The following is a 22,432-nucleotide window of genomic DNA, read 5'->3' as shown; positions in this document are numbered from 1 at the left end:
TGAGCCCCGGGTATCAGGGCGCGGGGACGAGGTGGGTTTCCACCGCGTTGAAGAGCGCGCCTTCGCGCACGCGCAGGCTCCTGCGCAAGACCTGGTCGGTCACCCATTTCGCCGACTGCAGCGCGCGTTTCGCCACCGCCTCCGGCGGCATCTGCAGATAATCGTCATTGAAGACTTCGAAGCTGTAGTCGCCGCGGTAGCCGCCGCGGTAGAGGCGGCGCAGCAGTTCCGACAACTCGGCGGAGTGTTCTCCCTCGCCGGGAAACACCCGCAGGTGCCGCGCCGTTTCGAGGCGCTCTTCCGGCGAACGCAGTTCGCGCCACATGAAGTCGGACAACTGCACCAGGGCGATCTTGTGCGAGGGAATGCCATCGAGCGCGTCGAGCGCGGAGCCGTTCGCCAGGATGTGGTACGAGTCGATCACGACCCCCAGGTTGGCATGGTTGGCCTCGTCCACGATTTCCCAGGAGCTGAGGTAATCGTTGACGTGCCGTCCCCAGGACAAGGCTTCATAGCCGATGCGTACGCCCATCGGCACCGCGAGGTTGGCGAGCTTGGCCAGGTCGCCCGCGATCTTGCCGTGGTCGGCGCTGGCATGGCGCGACGTGGACGAGCACACCATCAGCAGCGGCGCGCCGACCGCATGGCAGATTTCCAGCATGCTGCGCGCGATGTCCACCTTGTAGTGATGCAGGGTGCCGGACAGGCCTTCGTAGTCGCGCATCACCTGGATGCCCGTCACACGCAGGCCGCTCTCGCGGACCAGCCTGACCGCGGCGTCGATGCCTTCCGGATGGCCCGCCAGGTCGCGCGCCCACAGCATGATCTGCGTCAGGCCCGCCGCGCGGGAAGCCCGCAGCTTCGCTTCGAGAGGACCGGCGAGGGTGATCGTGTCCATGCCGAAATTGCTCGGATTCATCGCGTCTCCTTGTCATGGCTTTCGGTGCTGCGCACCAGTTCGAAACTGACGCCGCCCTTGAACAGTTGCGTCAATGCGCCTTTCTCGGTCGGCTGTACCGGATCGCGGTCGATGAACACCACGCCGCGCTTCTGCAGGGCCTGCACCGCGGCGGGTACGTCCGGCGTACCCAATCCAACGCGGATCAGGTCTTCTTCCCAATGCATTTCTTCCGCATCCGAGATCGGTTCGATGAGCTGCAGATAAAACGTCCGGCAGGGGCTTTGCAGGAGGATGCCCTTTGGCACGACGCCGAAGTAGGTGCCGTTGGGCAGTTCCGTGAAGCCCATGAGCTGGGCGTAGAAGTCCGCCCACTCCAGGCTGCGGCCCCGCATCACCGCCTGCACCACGCCGAAGAAGTGCAAGCCGGCCAGCGCGGGCGGCTGCATGTCGGCATGCGGCACGGGACGGAAATCCACGTCGTAGATCGAGAAGTCCTGGTAGCGATCCACGAAATACACGATCGAATCGCCCGCGCCATGCACGCCGGGAATGTTGAGCTCCATGGCGGATGCGCGGGTGGGAATCGGCCAGGCGCCGCGCTCGACCGCGTAGTGATACGCGAGGCCGGCGTCGCGCACGCGGAAGGCGATGGCGGACAAGGTGACGGTGCGCTTGTCGAGCGACGTCGTCACGGCCACCGAGGGATCGGCGTTCACCACGACATTCATGGACCCCTGGCGGTACAGCACCACTTCGCGCGACCGGTGGCGCGCCACCAGCACGAAGCCGAACCGTTCCAGGAGGGCGCCGAGCGCCAGCGGCTCGGTCGTCGAATACTCGATGAATTCCACGCCGGCGATGCCCAGCGGATTGGTGGGCTCTGGTGTCGTCTCGTGCAGGGACATGGTGCTCCTCCTTCGTTGTGCGAACCAGTATAGCGAGGGGTTGTGCGGCTTAGAAGAGCGGTAATCGCCTGCTTGGGCGCTTATCGCGCATCGAGGGCGATAAGCGTTGGAAATGGCGGTTTTGTTTTGTCATCGCGGGGTGCAAGGGTAAGGGCGACCGGAAAAGACGGTAGGTCAAGCGTCCGGCACGCCTCGCGCCAAGGTCCGCGCATCCACCCTGCTTCCGAAGACCATGCCCGGCCGCGACATTCCACGATGCAATGCATTGCGGGAAATGTTAACCGGAACTAAACGCCATTCGGCGAACTCCACTAAGTACCTTTCCCAATACGAAGCGTACATGGAACGCACATGATCCCTGCCAGGAAGGGATCCGCGCATCAAGCACGCCGAGGCCGTCCTTGAATGAAAACGTTCATCGTCACTGATCATCGTCATGAGTGGTTCGAAATCGCGGGAGCTACCGCCGTCACGGCGCGCCGCTACCTCGCCGAACCTGAGAACGGCAGCGCGGGCGCCGTGCAAGTGCTGAACCTGTGCCGCACCGGCCGCTACCAGGGACGCGGATACTATGTGTCGCTCCTCGCCGAGGCCCGTGGTCAACGCCCCGTCGCGGATGTAAAGACCATCGAAAACCTCAGGTCCGAAGGTTTCCTGCGAGCGCTCGCGGCCGAGTTCCAGCCGTTGGTGCAGGAGACGCTGCATCACAACGACAGCGAGCGTTTTCAACTCGATATTTACTTCGGAAGGCATCCGAGCCACGAAGCCCTCGCCGAAAAACTGTTCGCGAGGGTGCGTGCGCCGCTGCTGCGCGTGCTGTTCGTCCACTCGGAAGGAAGCTGGCGACTCGATTCCCTGCGTGCCATCGGCCTTGCCGATATTCCGCTGCAGGATCGCGCACTCCTGCTGGAGGCAGTGCAATCGTTCATCTGCGACAGCCCGGCTCCCAGGCGGCGCGGCGCCGAAGCGGGCAGGCCGCGACTGGCCGTCCTCTGGGATCCCGACGAAGTGCACAAGCCGTCCAACGAGGAAGCGCTGCAGCGATTCCTGAAAGCGGCGCCGCTCGTCGGACTGGATGCCGAGCTCATCGGCCCCGATGCGCTGGATCGCCTCGACGAATTCGACGCCCTCTTCAACCGCTCGAGTCCTGGCGAAGCCATCATCTACGAGTTCCTGCGCAAGGCGGAGTCGCTTGGCATGCCCGTCGTGGACGACCCGGAGTCTGTCCTCAAATGCGGGAACAAGGTGTTCATGCAGGAGCTGCTGAACCGGCATGGCATCGCCACGCCGCGCACGCTCATCGTCCACCGCAACAACGTGCAGGAAATCATCCCGACGCTGGGATTGCCGTGCGTGCTCAAGCTGCCGGACAGCGGCTTCGGGCTGGACGTCGTAAAGATCGAGTCCGAAGAGAATCTGCGCAAGGAAACGGAGCGCTTCTTCAGCCAATCGGAGCTCCTCATCGCCCAGGAATGGCTGCCGAGCGACTTCGACTGGCGCGTCGGGGTTTACGACCGGCGACCGCTTTTTGCCGCCAAATACTTCATGGCGCCTGGCCACTGGAAAATCATCAAACTGGAAGGCGAGGAGCAGCCAGTCGAAGGCAAGACCGAAGCGACCACGATCGGCGAGGTGCCCGGGCAGGTGATCAGCACGGCGGTACGGGCCGCCAACCTGATCGGCCGCGGGCTCTACGGTGCCGATCTCAAGCAGGTCGGGGACCGCATCTACCTGATCGAAGTGAACATCAATCCGAACATCGACGCTGGCAACGAGGACCAGGTGCTGGGCGAGGGGCTCTACCGGGAGATCCTGGGTGTGTTTGCCCGCCGTATCGCGGAGACCCGGGCCGGCGTTGCTCAACATCAGGCGCCCTGATCGCATCATGAACTTCGTTGTAAAGAGCGGAAGGCTCGAACAGGAGCACACGGGTTGCATCGTGGCCGGCGTGTACGAGGGCGGCAAGCTTACGCCGGCTGCGATGGCGCTCGACAGCGCATCAGGCCACGCCCTCGATGAAGCCCTGAAGCGTGGCGACCTCGACGGCGAACTCGGCACGACGCTGCTTCTTTCCGGCATGTCGAACGTCGCTTCCGAGCGCGTGCTTCTCGTCGGCCTGGGCGCGGAGCAGGATTTCGTCGAGAGCAGCTTTCACGCGGCGCTCTGCGCGGCGACGAGGATGCTGTGCACGACGGGCGCCGGCGAGGCGGTATTCTGCTTCAACGAGCTTCCGGTGAACGGCCGCGATGGCACATGGAAGATCGAGCAGGCGGTGCTTGCCGTGGCGGACGCCATGTATCGCTTCGACAAGCTAAAGACCGCGCCGAAACCGAAGCGTCCTCTCGGGATCGTGGCCCTGCACGTCGCGGACCCGTCGGAAGCGGTCGCGGCCGGAGCGGCTATCGACCAGGCAGTCGCCATTGCCGCGGGCGTCATGCTCGCCAAGGACCTCGGCAACCTGCCCGGCAATATGTGCACTCCGGTCTACCTGGCCGGGCAGGCAGAAGAGCTCGGCCGCCTCCACGGCTTCGTGGTGACCATCCTCGACGAGAAAAAACTCGAGGAGCTCGGCATGAACACGATCCTCGCGGTCGCGAGGGGCAGCCGCCAGCCGCCCAGGCTCATCGTGATGGAATACCGTGGCGGTGCACGTGACGCGCAGCCGGTCGTCCTCGTCGGAAAGGGGATCACCTTCGATACGGGCGGCGTCAACATCAAGTCCGCCTCGGACATGGATGAGATGAAGTTCGACATGTGCGGCGCGGCGAGCGTGTTCGGCGCGATGCGCGCGGCAGCGCTGATGAAGCTGCCGCTGAACGTGGTCGCCATCATTCCGGCGGCGGAAAACATGCCCGATGGGAATGCCGTGAAGCCGGGCGATGTCGTGACGACGATGTCAGGCCAGACCGTGGAGATACTCGATACCGACTCCGAGGGCCGCCTTGTTCTCGCGGACGCGCTTACCTACGCGGAGAGGTACAAGCCTGCGGTCCTGGTGGATGTCGCGACGCTCACGGGCGCGGTCGTGGTCGCACTGGGCGAGATCGCCTCCGGCGTATTCTCCGGCGACGACGCGCTTGCGCGCGAGGTGATCGCGGCCGGCGATCGTGCCTGGGACCGCGCCTGGCACATGCCGCTATGGCGCGAATATCAGGACATGTTCAAATCGGACATCGCGGATTTCGCGAATGTCGGCCCGCGCGGCGACTGCGCGATCACTGCCGCGTGCTTCCTGTCGCGGTTCACCAGTCCTTATCCGTGGGTACACCTCGACATCGCGGGGACGGCGTCGAGGACCGGGGAGGGCAAGGGCGCTACCGGCAGACCGGTGCCTCTTCTTGCGCATTTCCTCGTGGATCGCTCCAGGCGATGAAGGCGGAGCGGACTGAAGGGAACGGAAAGAAACGATGCGGGGGCGTTGCGCCTTGCAACCGGCGCAACGCCCCCGCGGCCTCAGGTCAAAGGCATCAAGGCATGGCAGGCGTGATCGTCTGCACCTCGATCTTCTTCGCGGTATTGGTGGCGTTGAAGATCAACCCCTTCGGCCAGGTCGGCCAGTAGGCGTCGAGCGCGTCGTTGTTCGGGTCGCCCTTCTTCGCGAATGCGCCGATGGTCTTCATCATTGCGTTCGACAGGTCGAGGCGTCCCGCTTCGTTGGCGTTGGTGCTGAGGATGGTGCCCATCAGCGACGGTCCGAAATTGCCGAACACGAAGGGCAGGTCGAACAGGTGGGCCGCGCCGTAGATGTCGTTCCATGGCGCCGGTTCCTTGTCCCAGTCGAAGCGGTAATACCAGACGCTCGGCTGCACCGATTTCAGCGCGTTGAGGATGTTGTCCCGGCTCGCGAGGAAGAAGATGCGGTTGAAGGTCTCGGCGCGCGCGGTGAAGCCGGTCACCGGGGCATCGACCGGAAGGTAGCCCGGCGTGATCCACTGGTCGATGGTGATCTGTGCCGGCGCATTCGCGTTATAGGCAAACTGGGTCGCGAAGAGCTGCGCATCGGTCACCTTGCGCGCGCTGCCGCTGCCGCCCACCAGCGGCAGGAACGAGGGGAAGAGCTTGCCTTCGTCGCGGGTGTTTCCGGCCAGCACGGGGACCTTGAGATACTGGCCTTGCGTGATGGACTTCACCGGATCCAGCGCCACGGTATGTCCTTCGGGAATCGGGCCGGAGCCGGAGAGGCCGAGGAGGGACAGCCTGGTGAGCAGCGTCGTGAACAATTGCGAAGGCGTCTTCGAGCGCAGGTAGGCGGCGGTCTGCGCATCCGTCATCTGGCTGGCCTTGGCTTGCGCTTCCGTGGCGTTGGCGGCGCTGCCGTCATCGAGCATCAGGTTGGCCACGAGCGCGCGGCCCTGGCTGGCATACGTGGTTTCCGGCGACATGGTCGGAATGGCTCCGGCCGGCAGGTCGACGGCGAGCGACAGTCCGCCGCTCAGGGGTACGGCGCGGTGGAACAGCTTGCTTTGCGCGGCCGTCACCTTGGGCGAGGTGAGCAAGGCATAGACGTTGATCGCGCCGGCCGACTGTCCCATGATCGTCACGTTGGACGGATCGCCGCCGAAATTGGCGATGTTGCGCTGGACGAATTCAAGCGAGCGGATGCTGTCGAGGATGGCAAAGTTGCCCGAGGCGGTGTCGGCATCGGCGCCGGCCTTCAGCGCCGGCAGGTCCATGAAGCCGAGGATGCCGAGGCGGAAGTTGGGCGTGACCACGATCGAGTTGGTCGTGCGCGCGAGGGTCGCGCCGTCGTAGACCGGGTCGGCGGTATAGCCGGAAACGTTGCTGCCGCCGTGGAAGAACACGATCACCGGCAGGTCGGTCTTGCCGTTTGCCGGACGCCAGATGTTCAGGTAGAGGCAATCTTCATTGCCGACCGCCTGGTTCAGCGTGGTGCCGATCGTCGCGTCATACCGGTTGTTGGCGCCGGGGCCGTAGATGCGGCCGTACTGGGAACAGGCATTGGCGAACTGCTGCGTGCTGCGCACGCCGCTCCACTTGTCGGGATCGACGGGCGCGCGCCAGCGCAGGTCGCCCACGGGCGGCTTGGCATAGGGAATGCCTTTCCAGGAAAGCGTGTGGGACGCGTCGTCTTCCTTCCCGTTGACCTGGCCGAATTCGGTGCTGCGCAACGTCTGGTGCGGCCAGTGATCGTCACGGCTGGATGCATTGTTGTCGGCGTTGGCTGCCTGCGCCGCGAGGAAGAAGAGCGATAGGGCAATGGCCGTCGCCCGGGGGGCCTTGTCGAGCATGCATGTCTCCTTATAGGTGGTGTGCGGGCAGTGACGCCCGCCTGAGAGAAGATCATGCTTCGCGCGCACTGATGTAGAGTTATATCAAGTTACTAACCAACGGTTAAAGGCCCGCGCAAACATGTTTCCTGTCGTAATGAAACGTGGCGCATCACCGGTCCGAGCGTGTTGCGGCGAAGGGATTTTTTCTTCCACGCATCCCAAGAAGCCAGGCATTTCCCGCAACGGGTCGATGCCTGAATTTCCAGGTCAATACGCGACATGGACCGAACAATAATCATTGAGCCATTCGGGTCATAATGTGGCCGGCGATTTCCGCCACTGATTAGCCTGGAGATACCATGATCCTCGGATTGCGCACCGCAATTTATCCGGTCAACGACTTGTCCGCCGCGAAAGCGTGGTACGGCCAGGTGCTTGATTCGGCGCCTTACTTCGATGAGCCTTTCTATGTCGGGTTCAACGTCGGCGGATTCGAGCTTGGATTGATTCCCGATAGCCAGTCCGGCGTGGCGGGACCGCAGCCGCTATGGGGCGTCGCGGATGCTTCGCAGGCTTTCGCCAGGCTCGTGGAGCTTGGGGCCAGTCCGCTCGATCCGGTCACCGAGGTGGGTGGCGGCATCAAGGTGGGATCGGTGGTCGATCCATTCGGAAACCGATTCGGCATCATCGAGAATCCGCATTTCGATGCCGGCAGCGTCCGGTAATCGGGGCTGATCGACGCAGGACTAGCAAGGAAGCGGACCGCTTCACGCGTTGAAGTAAACTCAGCAGTCGTCGCCGATGGCGTCGAACCACGTTGCCGTTGCCCCCAAGGTTGCCGGCGCGGGAACGGGGGCGGGCATGAGGGCCGGCCGCAAGGCTCCCGGCTTTCTCCTGCCGGCGTTGCCCGCGTCGCGCACGAGCTCGCCCAGGGTGCGTACCGCATCGTCGAGCTGTTCGCTCCATGGCTCGCCGCAGTTGATCCGCATGCAGTGCTCGAAGCGGTCCGAATTGGAGAACACGCTTCCCGGCGCGAACAGGATGCCGCGCAGGAGCGCCGCGTCAAAGACTTCGCTCGACGAGGCTTGCTCGGGCAAGGCTACCCACAAGGTCACGCCGCTGTCCGGAATCGACATCCTCGTGCCGAGCGGAAAATGCGTCGCGATCGCTTCGGCCATGCGCTCGCGCTGCCGGCGCAATGCCACGCGCAGACGACGCAGATGGCGGTCATAGGCGCTCGATTCCAGGAACTCCGCCAGGGTGGCCTGGGGCCAGTCCGGATTGTCGCGCGTCTGCGCATACTTGAGCATCGCCACCCGGGCCTGCCATCGCCCGGCGACCATCCACCCCATGCGCATGCCCGGCGCCAGCGTCTTGTGCAGCGAGGCGCAATGGATGACGTTGCCGCTGCGGTCCCATGCCTTCAGGCTGGTCGACGGGTTTTCGCCATCGGCCAGCGCGGAGTAGGTGTCGTCTTCGATCAGGGGAATGGCCTGCTGTTCGCACAGCCGCACGAGGCGTTGCTTGTGCGCGTCGGGCATGATGGAGCCGGTCGGATTCTGCAGGTGCGGCACCACCACCACCGCCTTGATGTTGCCGTAGGCCCGCACCGCCAGCTCGAGCGCTTCGATCGACAGGCCGGTGGTGGCGCTGGTGGGGATTTCGAGGGCGCGCAGGCCCAGGCTTTCCAGGATCTGCAGCAGGCCGTAGAAGGTCGGCGATTCGACGGCCACCGTGTCGCCCGGCTGCGTGACCGCGCGCAGCGCGAGGTTGAGCGCTTCGATGCAGCCATGCGTCACGGTGATCTCTTCCGGCGATATGACCAGGCCGTTCTCCAGGGCGCGCTTGGCGAGCACCGCGCGGAAGTGGCGGTTGCCGCCCGCCGGCGCCGCCCGCACCAGCACGTGGGCGTCGCGGCGCAACGCGCGCACGCCAGCCTTGCGCAGTTCCTCCGCCGGATAGAGCGAAGGCGCGGCCCGCGCGCCGGAGAAGTTGGTCTTGATCGGATAAGCCCGTCCGCGCGCGATGTAGTCCGAGACGCGGGCATGGATGCCGACATACTGGGCGGGGTCCGGCGTCGAGCCGGTATCCGGTTCGGGCAGGCGCAATACCGTCGAGCGGCGCGGCGAGCTGGCGAAATAGCCGGAACGCGGCCGCGCTTCGAGCCAGCCCTCCTGCTCGAGCTGGCGGCAGGCCTGCAGGGCGGTGGACAGGCTGACGCCGTGCTGGCGCATGATCGCGCGCACCGATGGCACGCGCTGCCCTTGCGCGATCGTTCCGGCGGTGATCGCGGCGCGGTAATGATCGGCGAGCTGGCGGTACAGGGGCGGATTGTCCATGCCGCATCATCGCCCATCCGTTCCGGCTTGAACAGATATAGATTCGCGCCGGCAGGACCATAACAGATGCCCGACCGCCGCCCTGTCATGCCGGATCGTGCGCCGGGCTGTGCCTGTGGCAGCGCCTCGCCGCTGGCTACGATGAATGCCATCGTCATTCAAGGGAGCCAGCCATGCCAGAAGTATCGCGTCATGTCATGAAGATCCGGCCGGAACAGCCGCAGGCTGGGTATCTGGAGCGCGGAAGCCTGATCTGGGCCAGGGAAGGGGGCGTCGTGGTCGAACGGCTGCCCGACGGCGCGGGGCAGTGCCGGCTGCGCTTGCAGGAAGGCGAGGCCCATCTGGTCGATGGCGCGGGATGGTATCGCCTGCATGCGCCGCGGGGCGGGGTGGTCGCGATTGAGGAGAGGCTGACGACGGAAGTGTCCTGGCTGGCGCGGCTGGTGGTGCGGGTTTGGGCAGGGTGCGCGCCGGTATTTTTTCGCAGGCGGCAATCCCATTTTGGTCGTCAGGAAAAACCCGCAATGGGATCCCCGCCTACACGGGGATGACGGAGGCGGGCAAGGAGAGGTGGTCAGGGAGACGTGCGCGGACGACAGCATTGGTCACTGATGACGGAACATTGCAATAACACGCCCCGCTCGCAGCGAGCAGACAGCACCTTGCCCCAATCCCCCATTGCAGGTACCCTCGACCCAGCATGGAAAGCCGCGACCCGCCAGCCAGGTCCGCTTTCCCCACGACAACGACAACGACAATCAGACTCCTGCCATGTCCCTAGCCCATCTCCTCGTGCGCCAGGCGCGCCACGACCCCGGCCGCGCCGCCATCCTCCACGGCGATGCGCTCCACGCCACCTACGGCCAGTGGGCCGCGCGCAGCGCCGGCCTGGCGCTTCGCCTGCGGCAGGCCGGCCTCGCGCCCGGCGACCGCGTGATCCTGTTCATGCGCAACCACCCGCGCTATCTCGAGCTGATGTGGGCCGCGTGGTGGGCCGGGCTGGTGATCGTGCCGGTCAACGCCAAGCTGCACCCCAGCGAAGTCGAATGGATCATCGGTAACGCCGGCGCGCGCTGGGCCTTCGTCACGGCCGACGTCGCTCCCGCTCCTCTCGCCGGCCTGGCCCACCAGATCGATGTCGATTCGCCCCAGGCTTCCGAGTGGCTGGCGCCGCATCCCCGGCCCTTCGACGTGGATGTGGCGGAACGCGCGCCCGACGACGTGGCCTGGCTGTTCTACACCAGCGGCACAACCGGCAGGCCGAAGGGCGTCATGATCACGCAGCGCAACCTCATGACCATGGGCATGGGATATTTCGTGGACGTCGATGCCGTGGCGCCCGGCGATGCGATCGCCTATGCGGCGCCGATGTCCCACGGCGCGGGCATCTATGCCATTCCCCATGTCATGGCGGGCGCGCGCCATGTGGTGCCCGCGTCGGGCGGGGTCGATCCCGCGGAACTGTTCGCCCTCGGCGCGCGCGTCGGGCCGCTGTCGATGTTCGCCGCGCCCACCATCGTCAACCGTCTGGTCGATCATGCAGAGAACGGCGGCCTGGCCGAGGCGGATGCGGCGCGTGCTTTCAAGACCATCGTGTACGGCGGCGCGCCCATGTACGTGGCCGACATGCAGCGCGCGCTGCGCGTCATGGGGCCGCGCTTCGTACAGATCTACGGGCAAGGCGAAACGCCGATGACCGGCACGGTCCTGCCGCGCCAGGCGCTGTCCGACACCGGGCATCCGCGCTTCCTGGAACGGCTCGCCTCGGTCGGACGGGCGCAGACGCCGGTGTGGATCCGCGTTGGTGACGAGCAGGGCCGCGAGTTGCCGGCTGGCGAGGTGGGCGAGGTCCTGGTCAAGGGCGACAGCGTCATGGCGGGCTACTGGCAGAACGAGGCCGCGACCGCCGCCGCCATCCGCGACGGCTGGCTGTTCACCGGCGACCTCGGCTTCCTCGACGAGGACGGTTTCCTCACGCTGAAGGACCGGAGCAAGGACCTGATCATCAGCGGCGGCTCGAACATCTATCCGCGGGAGGTCGAGGAAGCGTTGCTGAATGCCCCGGGCGTGGCGGAGGTCGCGGTGGTCGGCGCGCCCGATCCGGAATGGGGAGAAATCGTGGTCGCCTTCGTCGTTCCGGAGCCGGATCACCCGGCCCGGCCGGAAGCACTCGACCAGCATTGCCTCGGATGCATCGCCCGGTTCAAGCGTCCCAAGCGCTATGTCTTCGTCGAGCGCCTGCCGAAGAACAATTACGGCAAGGTGGTCAAGACGACCCTGCGCGCGCAGCTGGACGATTCCTCCGCGCCGGCATGACCGCGCGGCGCCGGCAGGTCGTCAGTCGACTGCCACGAGGGTAAGCTGGGGCGACGTCCGCCGCACTTCGATGCGGTTGCGGCCGCGTTCCTTGGCGAGGTACAGCGCCTTGTCGGCAGCTTCGATGCAGGCTTCGCAATCGGACATGCCCGCGCCGTTCGCCATGGCGATGCCGATGCTCATCGTGACTACGGTGCCGATGTCCGACCCGGCATGCGGCAAGGCGAGCGCGGCGACCGCGAGCTGCATCTTGCGGGCGACGACTTCCGCGCCCTTGTCGTCGCAGTGCAGGACCGCGACGAATTCTTCCCCGCCGTAGCGTGCGATCAGGTCGCTTTCCCGCTGCAGCGTCGACTGCAACGCCCGGCCGACCTGGCGCAGGCATTCATCGCCCGCCTGGTGGCCGTTGTAATCGTTGTAGCTCTTGAAGCGGTCGATGTCGATCATCAGCAGCGACAAGGGCGAGCCGGTCCGCGCGTGCTGCGCCCAGTCGCGGTGGAGAACGTCGTCGAAGCGGCGGCGGTTGGCCAGGCCCGTCAGGCCGTCGATGTTGGTCAGCAGGTCGAGCTCGCGGTTCTTCAGTTCCAGCATGTGCTGCCGGCGGATCGACCGGAAGCTGAAGAAAAGCGCGCCGGCGATGACCAGCAGGGCAAACGCCACCAGGGCCATCGAGCGTTCGGTCCGGGTGCGCCAGACCTTGTAGGCGACCGCCTCGTCGACGCCGGCGAAGATCACGAGGTCATACTCGGGAATGGCGCGGTAGGCGGCGAGCCGGGTCTTGCCGTCGAGGATGGACACCGAATCGTAGACGCCGCTGTTCGCCTTGGGAAGCTGCTCCCTGAAGAGGGGGCCGTTTCCGTAGTTCTTGCCGATGTGTTCGCGGATGTCGGGGTGGCGCGCCACCACGTCGCCGTTGCGGTTGAAGACCGTGATGGTCGGGCCGAGCGCGAAGCCCATGAGCTGGTAGAAGGCCGTGAAGTGCTCGGTATTCATGCCCATGCTCACCACGCCGAGGAAGGCGCCGCCGGCGTCGTAGACCGCCTTTGAGATGTGGAACTGGACCGGATTGCCGGGCAGGCGCGCCACGATCGCCGGGCCGACGAAGACCGCCCGCGTCTTCTGCGGCGCCTGGAAATACGCGCGGTCGGAGACATCGATGAGGGGCGCGCCGTCGACCGCCGTGTTGGCCACCGACACGCCCTGGGCATTGATGACGCTGACGAAGTTGCAGCCGCCGACGCCCTTGCAGATGCCGCGCATGATCCTCAGCGGCCGCTGCTCCGCCATGTGGCGGGCGCCGCCCTCGCGCACGATCATGTCGCCGAGTTCGTCCAGGAAGCTCTCGGCCTGCTTGACCGTCGCGCGGATCTGGCTTTCGGCCACCCGGGTCAGGTCCATCACCGCGGTCTGCCGCTGGCGCATCGTTTCCTGGTAATCCGCCCAGACGTCGACCGCCGTGGCCACGATGACCACCAGCACGATCAGCACGGCGCAGGAAACGATCTTCACCTTGGCGTTCATGGGGAAGGGCCCGGGCTAGTCGCGCGGCCCAGGCGCGGCAAGGAGGGTTTTCACGAAACTTCCGGCTTCTTGCAGCACGTCGTCGGAAAGCGGATCGCCTGCCGCGGCGCGGGAAATGACGAGCGCTCCGGCAAGCAGGCAGAGTATGGCGGTGGCATCGCGCCGCCCGTCGTCCGCCGCGGCATGCTGAAGTTCGGGCATTGCCGCCAGTTCCGCGATGACGTCCCGGGTGCCGCTGACGAACTGTTCGCGCAGCGGCGATTCCGGTTCCATGCGCGCCACATCCGTGCTGATCGCCGCGATCGGGCAACCGGCCGCCGGGGAATCCCGGTGCGTCCCGGACAAGTAGCGCGCCACGAACGCGTCCAGCGAGCGCTTGCCGGTCAGCGGCGAGATCCAGCCCGCCCTTGCCTTGGCGGTCTGCCGGAAAGCGTAGTCGCAGGCCGCGGCTTCGAGTGCATCCTTGCTGGCGTAATGCCGGTAAAAGCCGCCCTGGGTCATGCCCACTTCGGTCATCACGTCCCGCAGGCTGACATTGCGGCTGCCCCGATCGCGAAAGAGCCGCGAGGCCGTGGCCTCGATAAGCTCATGATTTTCAGCGAATTTTTCTTTTGACGATCGCGGCATAGTTTCCTCCTGGAATCAGGATAGAGTCCGGTGGAACGCTATGCAAGAAATAATTTGCCGGATTTGCCGGCGAAGCCGGTCGTTATGCTGCTTCGGCGTCACAGGCCACGAGTTACATTACGCAGATATTGGCCACGGCTTATAAAGTGCGGGCGTGTCGCCAGGATGCTGCGTCGTCGAAATTACGAGGGCTCGCTCGGGAATGTAACTTTCGGGAGCATCCGCAAGCTTGAAGCGCGCCACCGCCGTCGCCACGCGTTCGGCCTGCGAGGTCAAGCCTTCCACCGCCTCCACTGCATGCTCCACGAGTCGCGCGTTCTGCCGCGTCACGCCATCGATGCTGTCGATGGCCGCGCCGATGCCCAGCAATTCATCGGTCTGCTGCACGCTGGCCGTGCGGATGCGGCCGACGATGCCTTTCACCTCGCCGATGCCGGCAACGACCTGCTGCATGGTGGCGCCGGCGGTGTCGACGAGCCTCGCGCCCGAACCGATCTCGTTGACGGTCGCGGAAATCAGCGCGCGGATTTCCTTCGCCGCGCTCGCCGAACGCTGGGCCAGCGTCCGCACCTCGGCCGCGACGACGGCGAAGCCCCGGCCCTGCTCGCCGGCGCGTGCCGCTTCCACCGAGGCGTTGAGCGCCAGGATGTTGGTCTGGAAGGCGATGCCGTCGATGACGCCGATGATGTCCGCGATCCGTTTCGATGAATCATTGATGGTGCCCATGGTCTGGACGACCCGGGCGACGACGTCGCCGCCGCGTTGCGCCACATCGACCGCGGAAGCGGTGAGCGCATCGGCGCGCCCGGTGTCGTCCGCGTTCGCGCGCACGGTTACCGTCAGCGATTCCATGGCGCGGGCGATTGCGCCGAGGGCGTTCGCCTGCTCGGCGGTGCGGGCGGAGAGGTCGGCATTGTCTTGCGAGATCGCGGCGACCGTCGTGTCGATGCCGGCCACGCCCGACTGGATTTCACCCGCCATGCCGGCCAGGCCGCGGTTCATCCGCTGCAGCGCGCGCAGCAGGTCGCCTACCTCGTCGCGGCCGGGCTCGCTCAGTTCCGCGGTCAGGTCGCCATCCGCGACGCGCGCCGCCAGGGCGGCCGCCTCGCGGACCGGGCGAACGATGCTGCGCGACAGTTGCCAGGCCAGCAGGCCGCCGGCGACGATCGATCCCAATCCCGCGGCGATGAGCAGCGTCACGCTGAGGTTCATGACCTCGCTTGCCTGCCGCGCCGTGTCGCGCGCGCGGCTTTGCTGGATTTCGGCGAGGCGGCGCAGCGCGTCCTGCCACTTGACGAGGGCGTCCTCCATCTTCGTGCCGGCGAGCTGCTCCACGTCCATCGTGCGGCCGATCGACTTGAGGCGGAACACTTCCGTCCGGATGCCCAGCCAGGCCTGCGCGGCCATGTCGATGTCCTTCACGAGGGCGGCTTCCTGCGCATCGAGCGCATGGCGGCGCAGCATGGCCGACAGCGCGGCGATGCGGCGATCGCCTTCGGCCAGGTGCTTCTCGAAATACTCGCCGACTTCCAGGCTGTCGCTCCTGGCGATGGCGGCCGCGCGCGTGGCGTTCAGGTCGACCGCGTTCTGCCAGTCGGCCACCAGGCGCTGCCGTGCGAGCGTGTCCTCGGCCAGCCGGCGCGCCATGTCGTCGACCGCATGCAGGCGCCAGATGGACAGGGCGGTGGAGAAGGCCATGAAAGCCAGGATGAGGGCGAAAGCCAGCAGCAGGCGGGTACCGATACGAGCGCGGAAGAAGGGCATGGATGATGTTCAGGCATGGACGATGGCCTCGCAGCTTACAAAGGCATTGCTACAAGGAAATGACATTGTGACCAGCCGTACCGGCGCGTCATGAGGCGGCCGGGCAGGTGCCGCGTGACATCGTCATCAGGATGTCACATGCGTCATGCAGCATTTGTTACCAACAAGAAATGCTAATCAGCCCACTGTCTTCCGCATGGCTCCAATTCTCCGGACTTCCCCGTTGCGCCGCCTGGGTTCCGCCCTGGCTTCGTCGCGCGCCGCGCTGGCGCGTGCTTCCACGCTCTTCCTGTGGCCCTGCCTGCCGCTCGCTGCCGGCCTGCTCGTCTGGCTTGCGGTGGACCGCGAGATCGGCAGGGAGCAGCGGGCCTTCCAACAGGGAATGTCGGCCGATGCCCAGTCGATCGCCGCGGGGTATGCCCAGTTCCTGTCGAGATCGATCGACCAGATAGACCAGCTCACCCTTCAGCTCAAATACGGCAGCGAACAGGGCCGCCTGCGGCTGCGCGAGCTGGCCGCGCGCGGCATCTTCGGCTCGCCGCAATACGTCGACGTGGCGATCGTCGATGCGCGCGGCACGCCGGTCGATTCCAGCGCGGCCGTGCCGGCGAACGCCTCGCATGCGGCGCGGCCGTATTTCGCCTGGCACCGCGCCAACATTTCGTCGGCGCTTCGCATCTCGCCGCTGGAACACGACGCCGATGCGGGCCGGCCCGTGATCCGCTTCACCCGCCGGCTCGACGGTCCCGACGACGACTTCGATGGCGTGGTCGTCGTGACGGTCGCTTCCGGCTACTTCTCGGGCTACTACGATGCAGGCACGCTGGGCGCGCGCGGCTTGCTCGCCGTCGCCGGCGACGACGGCATGCTGCGCGCCTCGCGCGCCGGGTCGCAGGATGCGCTGCCCGACGCCGCGCTGCTGGCGCGCGTGCCGCGCTTCGACGGCGCCGGCATGCCGGACGGTTTCGCGGCGAATGGCGAACGCCTGCTCGGGCCGGACTGGTTCGCCGATGGCGACCGGCGCTTCGTCGCCTGGCGCACGCTGCCCGCGTATCCGCTGACGGTCATGGCGGGCGTCTGGGAAAACGAAAGGCGCGCGCCGCTGGAGCAGCGCTGGGCCGCGTGGCGCCAGATGCGCCTCGCCGGCGAGGCGGCACTGGTTCTCCTGTCCGCGCTGCTGTGGTGGGCCGGCCGCGTGGCCGACCGGCGCCGGCGCCGCGCGGTCAGCGTCCAGGCCGCCTATCGCCTCGCGACCGAAGCGGGAGAGGAAGGCTTCTACATGCTCCATCCGCTGCGGCGCGGCGGCCGCATCGTCGACTTCCGCGTGCTGGACTGCAATGAACGGGGCGCGGCGCTGTTCGGCAAGGACAAGTCGACGCTACTCGGCCAGACGATCTCGCAGAACTACCGGCCCGATGATTTCGGGCAGCTGCTCGACAGCTACTGCCACGCCATGGAGCGCGGGTCCTTCCGCGAGGAAGACCGTTTCCATCCGCTCGGCGCCGACGTGCCGCGCTGGGTCCGCCGCAAGGTGGTCCGTTCCGGCGGCGAGCTTGCCGTCACGCTGCGCGACATTTCCGATGCCAAGGCGCAGGAGAGCGAACTCATCCGGCTCGCCAATACCGACGAGCTGACCGGCCTGCCGAACCGGTCCTGGTTCATCCGCCGGCTAGACGCCACGCTGGCGGACGCCGGCCAGCGCGGCGATGCGCTGGCGCTGCTGTTCATCGACCTCGACAAGTTCAAGAACGTCAACGACACGCTCGGCCACTCGACCGGCGACGCGGTCCTGCAGGAAGCCGCGTGCCGCCTGCGCCAGGCGCTGCGTCCGGACGACCACGTCGCCCGCCTCGGCGGCGATGAATTCACCTTGGTCCTGCACCGGATCGCGGGACAGGACGACGCGCTGCGCGTCGCCGACCGGATACGCCAGGCTATGTCGCATCCCTTCCCCGCGGGCGAGTCGATGATGGAGGTCGGGGCCACGATCGGCATCGCGCTGTATCCGCGCGATGGCGGCGATGCCGAGACCCTGCTCAAGCATGCGGACATCGCGATGTATGCCGCCAAGGGCGAGCGGCGGGGCAGCCACGCTTTCTACCAGCCCGAATTCCACGAGGTGCTGCGCCAGCGTATCGCCACCGAGCGCGAGCTGGCCGAGGCCATCGAGCGGGACGAGTTCGAGCTGCATTACCAGCCGCGCGTCGATGCCTGCAGCGGCCGGCTGTTGAGCCTGGAAGCCCTGGTGCGCTGGCGCCATCCGAGGCGCGGCATGGTGCCGCCGGGCGAGTTCATTCCGGTCGCGGAAAACACCGGGCAGATCATTGCCCTCGGCGCGCTCGTGATCGATCGCGCGTGCCGCCAGCTCGCGCTGTGGCGCGCGGCGGGCCTGGACGTGGTGCCGGTGTCGGTGAACGTGTCGGCGATGCAGTTCCGGCATGGCGACGTGCATGATCATCTCGCGCGCGCGGTCTCCGTCGCCGGCATTCCGGCGGAGCTGATCGAGATCGAGATCACCGAGTCCGCGATGCTTGGCGACCTCGACCTGATCCGCGAGCGCCTCGCCGCCATCCGCGCGCTCGGCATCCGCATCGCTGTCGACGACTTCGGCACCGGCTATTCTTCCCTCTCGCAGTTGCAGCGCCTCGACGTCGACGTGCTCAAGGTGGATCGCGTATTCACTGCCGATCTCGACCATCGCCCGGAGAGCCAGGTGCTGTTCCGCGCGATCGTCTCGATGGCCCATGCGCTTGACATGCGGGTGGTCGCCGAGGGCGTGGAAACGGTGCCCCAGGCCGCCATCCTGCGCGATCTGCGCTGCGATGAGCTGCAAGGCTATCTCGTTGCCCGTCCCTTGCCGGCTGCCGATGCCGCCGACACCATCCGGCGCGCCGCTTCCGAGAGTGCCCGCGGCGAACGGCGCGGCCTGTACCGGATCGCATGACGGCGAACCGCGGCCTGGCGGCCGCGGTTCGCTGTACTGCTTGCTGCGCTGGTTGAGGTGCTTACAGGGCGAGGTTGGCGGCGGCCCACTGCGAGGGGCTGACCGTCAGGTTCGGCGCCACGAAGCCGGCACCGATCACACCCACGTTGTTCAGGGCATTGACCTCGACGTTCTGCAGTTGCGTGATGTTCTGGTTCACGCCCACGTTCACGTTGGCCACCGGCCCCATCTGCTTGAGCCAGGCGGCCGCGGCGTCGTTGCCGCCGCGCACTTCCGCCATGGCACGGCCATCGAGTTCCTCGACGCTGGCCAGGTCCTTCATTTGCAGGTTCGACATGCTGTTCTCCTGGTGAAGAAACGACTGGCTTAGTGGCCGATGCTGATGTTGTTGCTGCCGCACTGCGTAGGGTTGACGTTGCTGGTGATGCCGCAGGCGAAGGCGACGTTGTTGCCGTTATTGACTTCGGTGTTCTGCGACTGGCCCAGGCTCTGGGTGGCGTTGAAGTTGAAGTCGCTGGACTTGGCGCTCAGCGACGGCATGCCGTAGCAGGAAGGCAGCGAAGGCATGGGGTAGGAGCAGGTGCCGCCGCGCACGGTGGTCATGTCGGCGCTGTCGAGGTCGGTGGCGGTAGCGATGTCTTTGATGGCGAGGGAAGTCATGGTCATTCTCCGGTAAAGGGTATGGATAAGGCGGTGGTCGATGTTGGGTTTGGTCTGACGATCAGAGGCTGATGTTGTTCGAGCCGTTCTGGGTCGGATGCACGTTGGACGTGATGCCCGAGACGAAGGCGGCGTTGTTGCCGTTGTTGACCAGGGTGTTCTGCGACTGGCCCAGTTGCTGGTCGGCGGTGAAGTTGAATTCGTTCTTGGTGAAGCTGAATTGCGGACCCCAGGAAGCGGGGAAGCCCATGCCGCCGCGCACGGCGGTCATTTCCTTGGCGTCGAGGGTGGCAGCGGTGGTGATGTCCTTGATGGTCAGTGCAGTCATGGTGTTACTCCAGAGTGATGGTGGTTGGGGTGGTGGGCGCCTTGTGTTGCGCTTGATCGGTATATTGCGAGGACCGTGCCAGGCGCGGCCGCGTGCCGGGAGGCGAAGATAAGCCATTGAAATAAAAGGGGAAAAGCGGTTGATGGCAAGCCTGGCAATGCAGGAGCGGCAATGCAGCGCCCCGCCGATGTCGGGCTTCGCCCAACACGCGGCCGGCGTGGTGTGCGATGGTTGCGAACACCATTGGACGAGAGTGAAGCGAATGCTATTCTTGTGGCGACAAAGGCATGCCCCACTCCATTCCTCATCCAAGCTTCATGAACAAGCCGGACCCCCACACGCTTTTCATCCTCGGCGCCCTTGACCCCGAAATGCGCGAAATCGCACGCGTGCTCGGCGTGCATCGCTATGCCGTCGCATGGGCCGCGACGGGCGGGCAAAAATGCAATTCGTCAAGCGCCTACGATGCCGACTCGGCGTTGCAGATGGTGCAAGGAAGGTGGCGCAACCAGCTCATCCTGCCGCGCCAGCCGGTGGTGTTCGTGGAATGCGCGGTCGCGCGCCATGCCCCCGTGCTCCGCATCGATCACCATCACCCGGGCGATGCGGGCTTCGATTGCAGGCCGCATGATTTCCTGCGCGGATCTTCGCTGGGACAGTTGCTTCATCTGCTCGGCCTCGAGCCCGATGACACGCAGCGCCTGCTTGCCGCGGCGGACCACTGCCTGACATCGGCCTACCAGGGCGAGTGTCCGGGCGTGGACCCGGACGAGCTGCTTTTCCTGCGCGCGTCGTGGCAGGCGAAGATGAGCAGCCGGCCGTTCGGTGTGGTGGTGTCGTCGATCCTCGACGCGGCCCGGCTGGTGCGGGAGCGTTACGACGCGCTGGAAGGCGCTGCGCTATTCCTCGATCCGACCCTGATGGTGCCCGACCTGCCGGAAGGCGCCGCGCGCGCGGGCAGGCCGGTGCGGTACCGGAGCATGGAGCCGGGCGGGCAGGTCAAGGAAATGCTCAAGGGCGCATCGGCTGAGATGATTTCCTCGTTCATGGAGAGTCATCATGCGCTTGGGCGGCGGGTTTATGGCAATCCTTACCGGGGGTATGCGGGGGCGTATTTGAATTAGGGGGATGGGTTTCCGGTGTGATCAAAGAACAGCGTTAACCTCGCTGGCGAATCGAATGGCGTTCTTTGCTCGCGACCGACCCCCATCCCCACCCCAGCCCTCCCCTTGAAAGGGAGGGAGCTTGTCGGGTTGCTCCAGCACACCAGTCACGTTGCAAAGATTTGGGCGAAGTTTAGGGCCTGCGCGGTTAAAAGAGCAGGCGCCAATAACGGCGTGCGCAACCGAACCCCACCCCTCAATGCGGATGCTTGTGAATCGGATCAACCCAATGCACCTCCGCGGGTTTTTCCACCGCGTTGATGTCGAGGTTGATCACCACCGCTTCGTTGTCGCTGCGGACCAGCACGCATTCGAGCGGTTCCGAGTCGCTGGCATTGATCTCCTGGTGCGGCACGTAAGGCGGCACGTAGATGAAGTCGCCCGGCCCGGCTTCGGCGGTGAATTCGAGCTGGTCGCCCCAGCGCATGCGTGCCTTGCCGCGCACGACGTAGATTACGCTCTCGAGTGCGCCGTGGTGATGCGCGCCGGTTTTCGCCTTCGGGTGGATGGTGACCGTGCCCGCCCAGAGTTTCTGCGCGCCGACCCGCGCATGATTGATGGCCGCGGCGCGATGCATGCCGGGCGTCTGCGCCGTGTTCGCGTCGAGCTGGTCGCCGTGTACCACCCGAACGCCTTCTTCGCGCCAGTTCTTCGCCGGCTCCGCGTCTTTCTTGTCGTCCATGCTTTCCTCCATTCATCTTCTGCCGTTGATCAACGAAGCCCGCCAAACCGGTAAGCGGCATGGCCATTATGCCGGCATCCCGGTCTTGCTGCTTCGCGGCGAGTTGCGGGCAAGGGCAGGCTATGCCATCGAGGCGATGGCCACCCGCGCGGCGGCCAGGTCCCAGGCGGCCTGGCCCACAGTCTTGAACACCGGCACGGCCGGCGCACACGACACTTTTCCGGACAGCACGTCTGCAAGCCGCGCGACCTTGTCCCAGTCGACGCCGGCCTGGATCAGGTCACCGGCCTCATGCCTGGCCCCGTCGAGGTCATCGACGATGATCTGCCGCCCGTGCAGCAGCGCCGGCGGAAACTCCGCCATGTTCGGCTTGAATGCGCCGACGCCGATGGCAAGCGTCCCGGGCGCGATGGCGGCGGGAATGACCGGCACGGAGGAAGTCGTCAGCGCGATGATCACGTCCGTCGGCGGCGGGTCCTGCTGGATGGCCGCCGCGGCATGCGCGGTGATCCGCAGGTTGGCTCCGTCCCGCCGCGATGCCAGCGTCTCGCCGAACCTGGCGGCGCTGTCCTGCGTCCTGGCCGCGATGTGGAACTCGCGTACGCCGAAGTAATCGATCAGCGCGTCGGCATGGGCGGCGGCCTGGGTGCCGGTGCCGATGATGAGCGCCGAGGCAGGCTTGCGCGGCGCGAGGGTATCGATGCCCAGCAGCGTCACCGCGGCGGTTCGTCTCGCGGTCACCGTCGGGCCGTCGAGCAGGGCCAGCCGGCGGCCGGTCGCGGTCTCGAAGACGACGACTTCGCCCTGGATCGCGGGAAGGCCGTGCCGGGCGTTGCCGGCATGCACGGTGATGAGCTTGGTGACGCTGATGTCGCTGCCGATGGCGGGCATGCTGAGCAGCACGCTCGCCGGATCGATCGTCACCACCTGCCGGTCGGGCGCGGTGATCGTGCCGTTGGCCAGTTCGACGGCGGCCCGGGCGACGGCCGGCACCAGGCGGGAATAGGGTAGGGCGGCCGCGGTGCGGGAAGAATCGAGAATCTGCATGCTT

At 66.1% G+C, this 22,432-nt stretch carries 19 protein-coding genes; 7 read left to right on the top strand and 12 right to left on the bottom strand.

Annotated elements, in window-relative coordinates; genetic code table 11:
• Positions 1-13 precede the first annotated feature (13 nt).
• Together G3574_RS26445 and G3574_RS26440 are read right to left on the bottom strand one after the other, a co-directional pair.
• Positions 14-919, bottom strand: a complete 906-nt coding sequence (locus G3574_RS26445) for a sugar phosphate isomerase/epimerase family protein (protein ID WP_163968563.1) — start codon at positions 917-919, stop codon at positions 14-16.
• A complete protein-coding gene (locus G3574_RS26440; RefSeq protein ID WP_163968562.1) occupies positions 916-1,806 on the bottom strand; it encodes a 4-hydroxyphenylpyruvate dioxygenase in 891 nt (296 codons plus the stop codon). Before G3574_RS26440 ends, G3574_RS26445 begins: the two co-directional genes overlap by 4 nt.
• A gap of 405 nt (positions 1,807-2,211) precedes the next feature.
• Between G3574_RS26440 and G3574_RS26435 the strand changes: the two genes are divergently transcribed.
• Together G3574_RS26435 and G3574_RS26430 are read left to right on the top strand one after the other, a co-directional pair.
• On the top strand, positions 2,212-3,684 hold the full coding sequence (locus G3574_RS26435) for a RimK family protein (protein WP_163968561.1): 1,473 nt from the start codon (positions 2,212-2,214) through the stop codon (positions 3,682-3,684).
• Positions 3,685-3,691: 7 nt separating this feature from the next.
• On the top strand, positions 3,692-5,179 hold the full coding sequence (locus G3574_RS26430; protein WP_163968560.1) for a leucyl aminopeptidase: 1,488 nt from the start codon (positions 3,692-3,694) through the stop codon (positions 5,177-5,179).
• Positions 5,180-5,273: 94 nt separating this feature from the next.
• Here G3574_RS26430 and G3574_RS26425 read toward each other — a convergent pair whose 3' ends face one another.
• The gene (locus tag G3574_RS26425) at positions 5,274-7,055 is read right to left on the bottom strand and encodes a carboxylesterase/lipase family protein (RefSeq protein WP_163968559.1); all 1,782 of its coding nucleotides are present in this window, start codon (positions 7,053-7,055) and stop codon (positions 5,274-5,276) included.
• 341 nt (positions 7,056-7,396) lie between these two features.
• Here G3574_RS26425 and G3574_RS26420 point away from each other — a divergent pair, with 341 nt between their 5' ends.
• The gene (locus tag G3574_RS26420) at positions 7,397-7,762 is read left to right on the top strand and encodes a VOC family protein (protein ID WP_163968558.1); all 366 of its coding nucleotides are present in this window, start codon (positions 7,397-7,399) and stop codon (positions 7,760-7,762) included.
• 60 nt (positions 7,763-7,822) lie between these two features.
• Here the strand turns inward: G3574_RS26420 and G3574_RS26415 are convergent, their stop codons facing one another.
• Positions 7,823-9,376: an aminotransferase-like domain-containing protein gene (locus G3574_RS26415; RefSeq protein ID WP_163968557.1), complete on the bottom strand. Its 1,554-nt coding sequence runs from the start codon at positions 9,374-9,376 to the stop codon at positions 7,823-7,825.
• A gap of 173 nt (positions 9,377-9,549) precedes the next feature.
• Here G3574_RS26415 and G3574_RS26410 point away from each other — a divergent pair, with 173 nt between their 5' ends.
• A complete protein-coding gene (locus G3574_RS26410; protein WP_163968556.1) occupies positions 9,550-9,927 on the top strand; it encodes a hypothetical protein in 378 nt (125 codons plus the stop codon).
• A 220-nt stretch (positions 9,928-10,147) separates the two neighbouring features.
• Positions 10,148-11,692: a class I adenylate-forming enzyme family protein gene (locus G3574_RS26405; RefSeq protein WP_163968555.1), complete on the top strand. Its 1,545-nt coding sequence runs from the start codon at positions 10,148-10,150 to the stop codon at positions 11,690-11,692.
• Between the two features lie 21 nt (positions 11,693-11,713).
• Here G3574_RS26405 and G3574_RS26400 read toward each other — a convergent pair whose 3' ends face one another.
• The 3 genes from G3574_RS26400 to G3574_RS26390 form a co-directional block, all read right to left on the bottom strand.
• A complete protein-coding gene (locus G3574_RS26400; RefSeq protein ID WP_163968554.1) occupies positions 11,714-13,213 on the bottom strand; it encodes a sensor domain-containing diguanylate cyclase in 1,500 nt (499 codons plus the stop codon).
• A 15-nt stretch (positions 13,214-13,228) separates the two neighbouring features.
• Positions 13,229-13,840 carry a TetR/AcrR family transcriptional regulator gene (locus tag G3574_RS26395; protein ID WP_163968553.1) on the bottom strand — a complete coding sequence of 204 codons (612 nt, stop codon included), beginning with the start codon at positions 13,838-13,840 and terminating at the stop codon, positions 13,229-13,231.
• Positions 13,841-13,957: 117 nt separating this feature from the next.
• Entirely contained in the window at positions 13,958-15,604 is a 1,647-nt protein-coding gene (locus tag G3574_RS26390; protein WP_163968552.1) for a methyl-accepting chemotaxis protein, read from the bottom strand.
• A gap of 196 nt (positions 15,605-15,800) precedes the next feature.
• Between G3574_RS26390 and G3574_RS26385 the strand changes: the two genes are divergently transcribed.
• A complete protein-coding gene (locus G3574_RS26385; RefSeq protein WP_163968551.1) occupies positions 15,801-18,548 on the top strand; it encodes a bifunctional diguanylate cyclase/phosphodiesterase in 2,748 nt (915 codons plus the stop codon).
• 61 nt (positions 18,549-18,609) lie between these two features.
• Here G3574_RS26385 and G3574_RS26380 read toward each other — a convergent pair whose 3' ends face one another.
• The 3 genes from G3574_RS26380 to G3574_RS26370 form a co-directional block, all read right to left on the bottom strand.
• Entirely contained in the window at positions 18,610-18,885 is a 276-nt protein-coding gene (locus G3574_RS26380; RefSeq protein WP_163968550.1) for a hypothetical protein, read from the bottom strand.
• 29 nt (positions 18,886-18,914) lie between these two features.
• Positions 18,915-19,208 carry a hypothetical protein gene (locus tag G3574_RS26375; RefSeq protein ID WP_235953637.1) on the bottom strand — a complete coding sequence of 98 codons (294 nt, stop codon included), beginning with the start codon at positions 19,206-19,208 and terminating at the stop codon, positions 18,915-18,917.
• 61 nt (positions 19,209-19,269) lie between these two features.
• A complete protein-coding gene (locus G3574_RS26370) occupies positions 19,270-19,536 on the bottom strand; it encodes a hypothetical protein (protein ID WP_163968548.1) in 267 nt (88 codons plus the stop codon).
• Between the two features lie 317 nt (positions 19,537-19,853).
• Here G3574_RS26370 and G3574_RS26365 point away from each other — a divergent pair, with 317 nt between their 5' ends.
• Positions 19,854-20,660, top strand: coding sequence for a TetR family transcriptional regulator (locus G3574_RS26365; protein WP_163968547.1), 807 nt, complete (start codon positions 19,854-19,856; stop codon positions 20,658-20,660).
• Between the two features lie 235 nt (positions 20,661-20,895).
• On the opposite strand, the gene G3574_RS26360 is transcribed toward G3574_RS26365, so the two are convergent.
• Together G3574_RS26360 and G3574_RS26355 are read right to left on the bottom strand one after the other, a co-directional pair.
• Positions 20,896-21,381 carry a cupin domain-containing protein gene (locus tag G3574_RS26360; protein ID WP_235953636.1) on the bottom strand — a complete coding sequence of 162 codons (486 nt, stop codon included), beginning with the start codon at positions 21,379-21,381 and terminating at the stop codon, positions 20,896-20,898.
• 120 nt (positions 21,382-21,501) lie between these two features.
• Entirely contained in the window at positions 21,502-22,428 is a 927-nt protein-coding gene (locus tag G3574_RS26355) for a delta(1)-pyrroline-2-carboxylate reductase family protein (protein WP_163968545.1), read from the bottom strand.
• Positions 22,429-22,432 lie beyond the last annotated feature (4 nt).

This window comes from Noviherbaspirillum galbum (genome assembly GCF_010974945.1).
Taxonomy (GTDB): domain Bacteria; phylum Pseudomonadota; class Gammaproteobacteria; order Burkholderiales; family Burkholderiaceae_D; genus Noviherbaspirillum; species Noviherbaspirillum galbum.
This window is presented reverse-complemented; position numbering and strand designations above follow the sequence as displayed.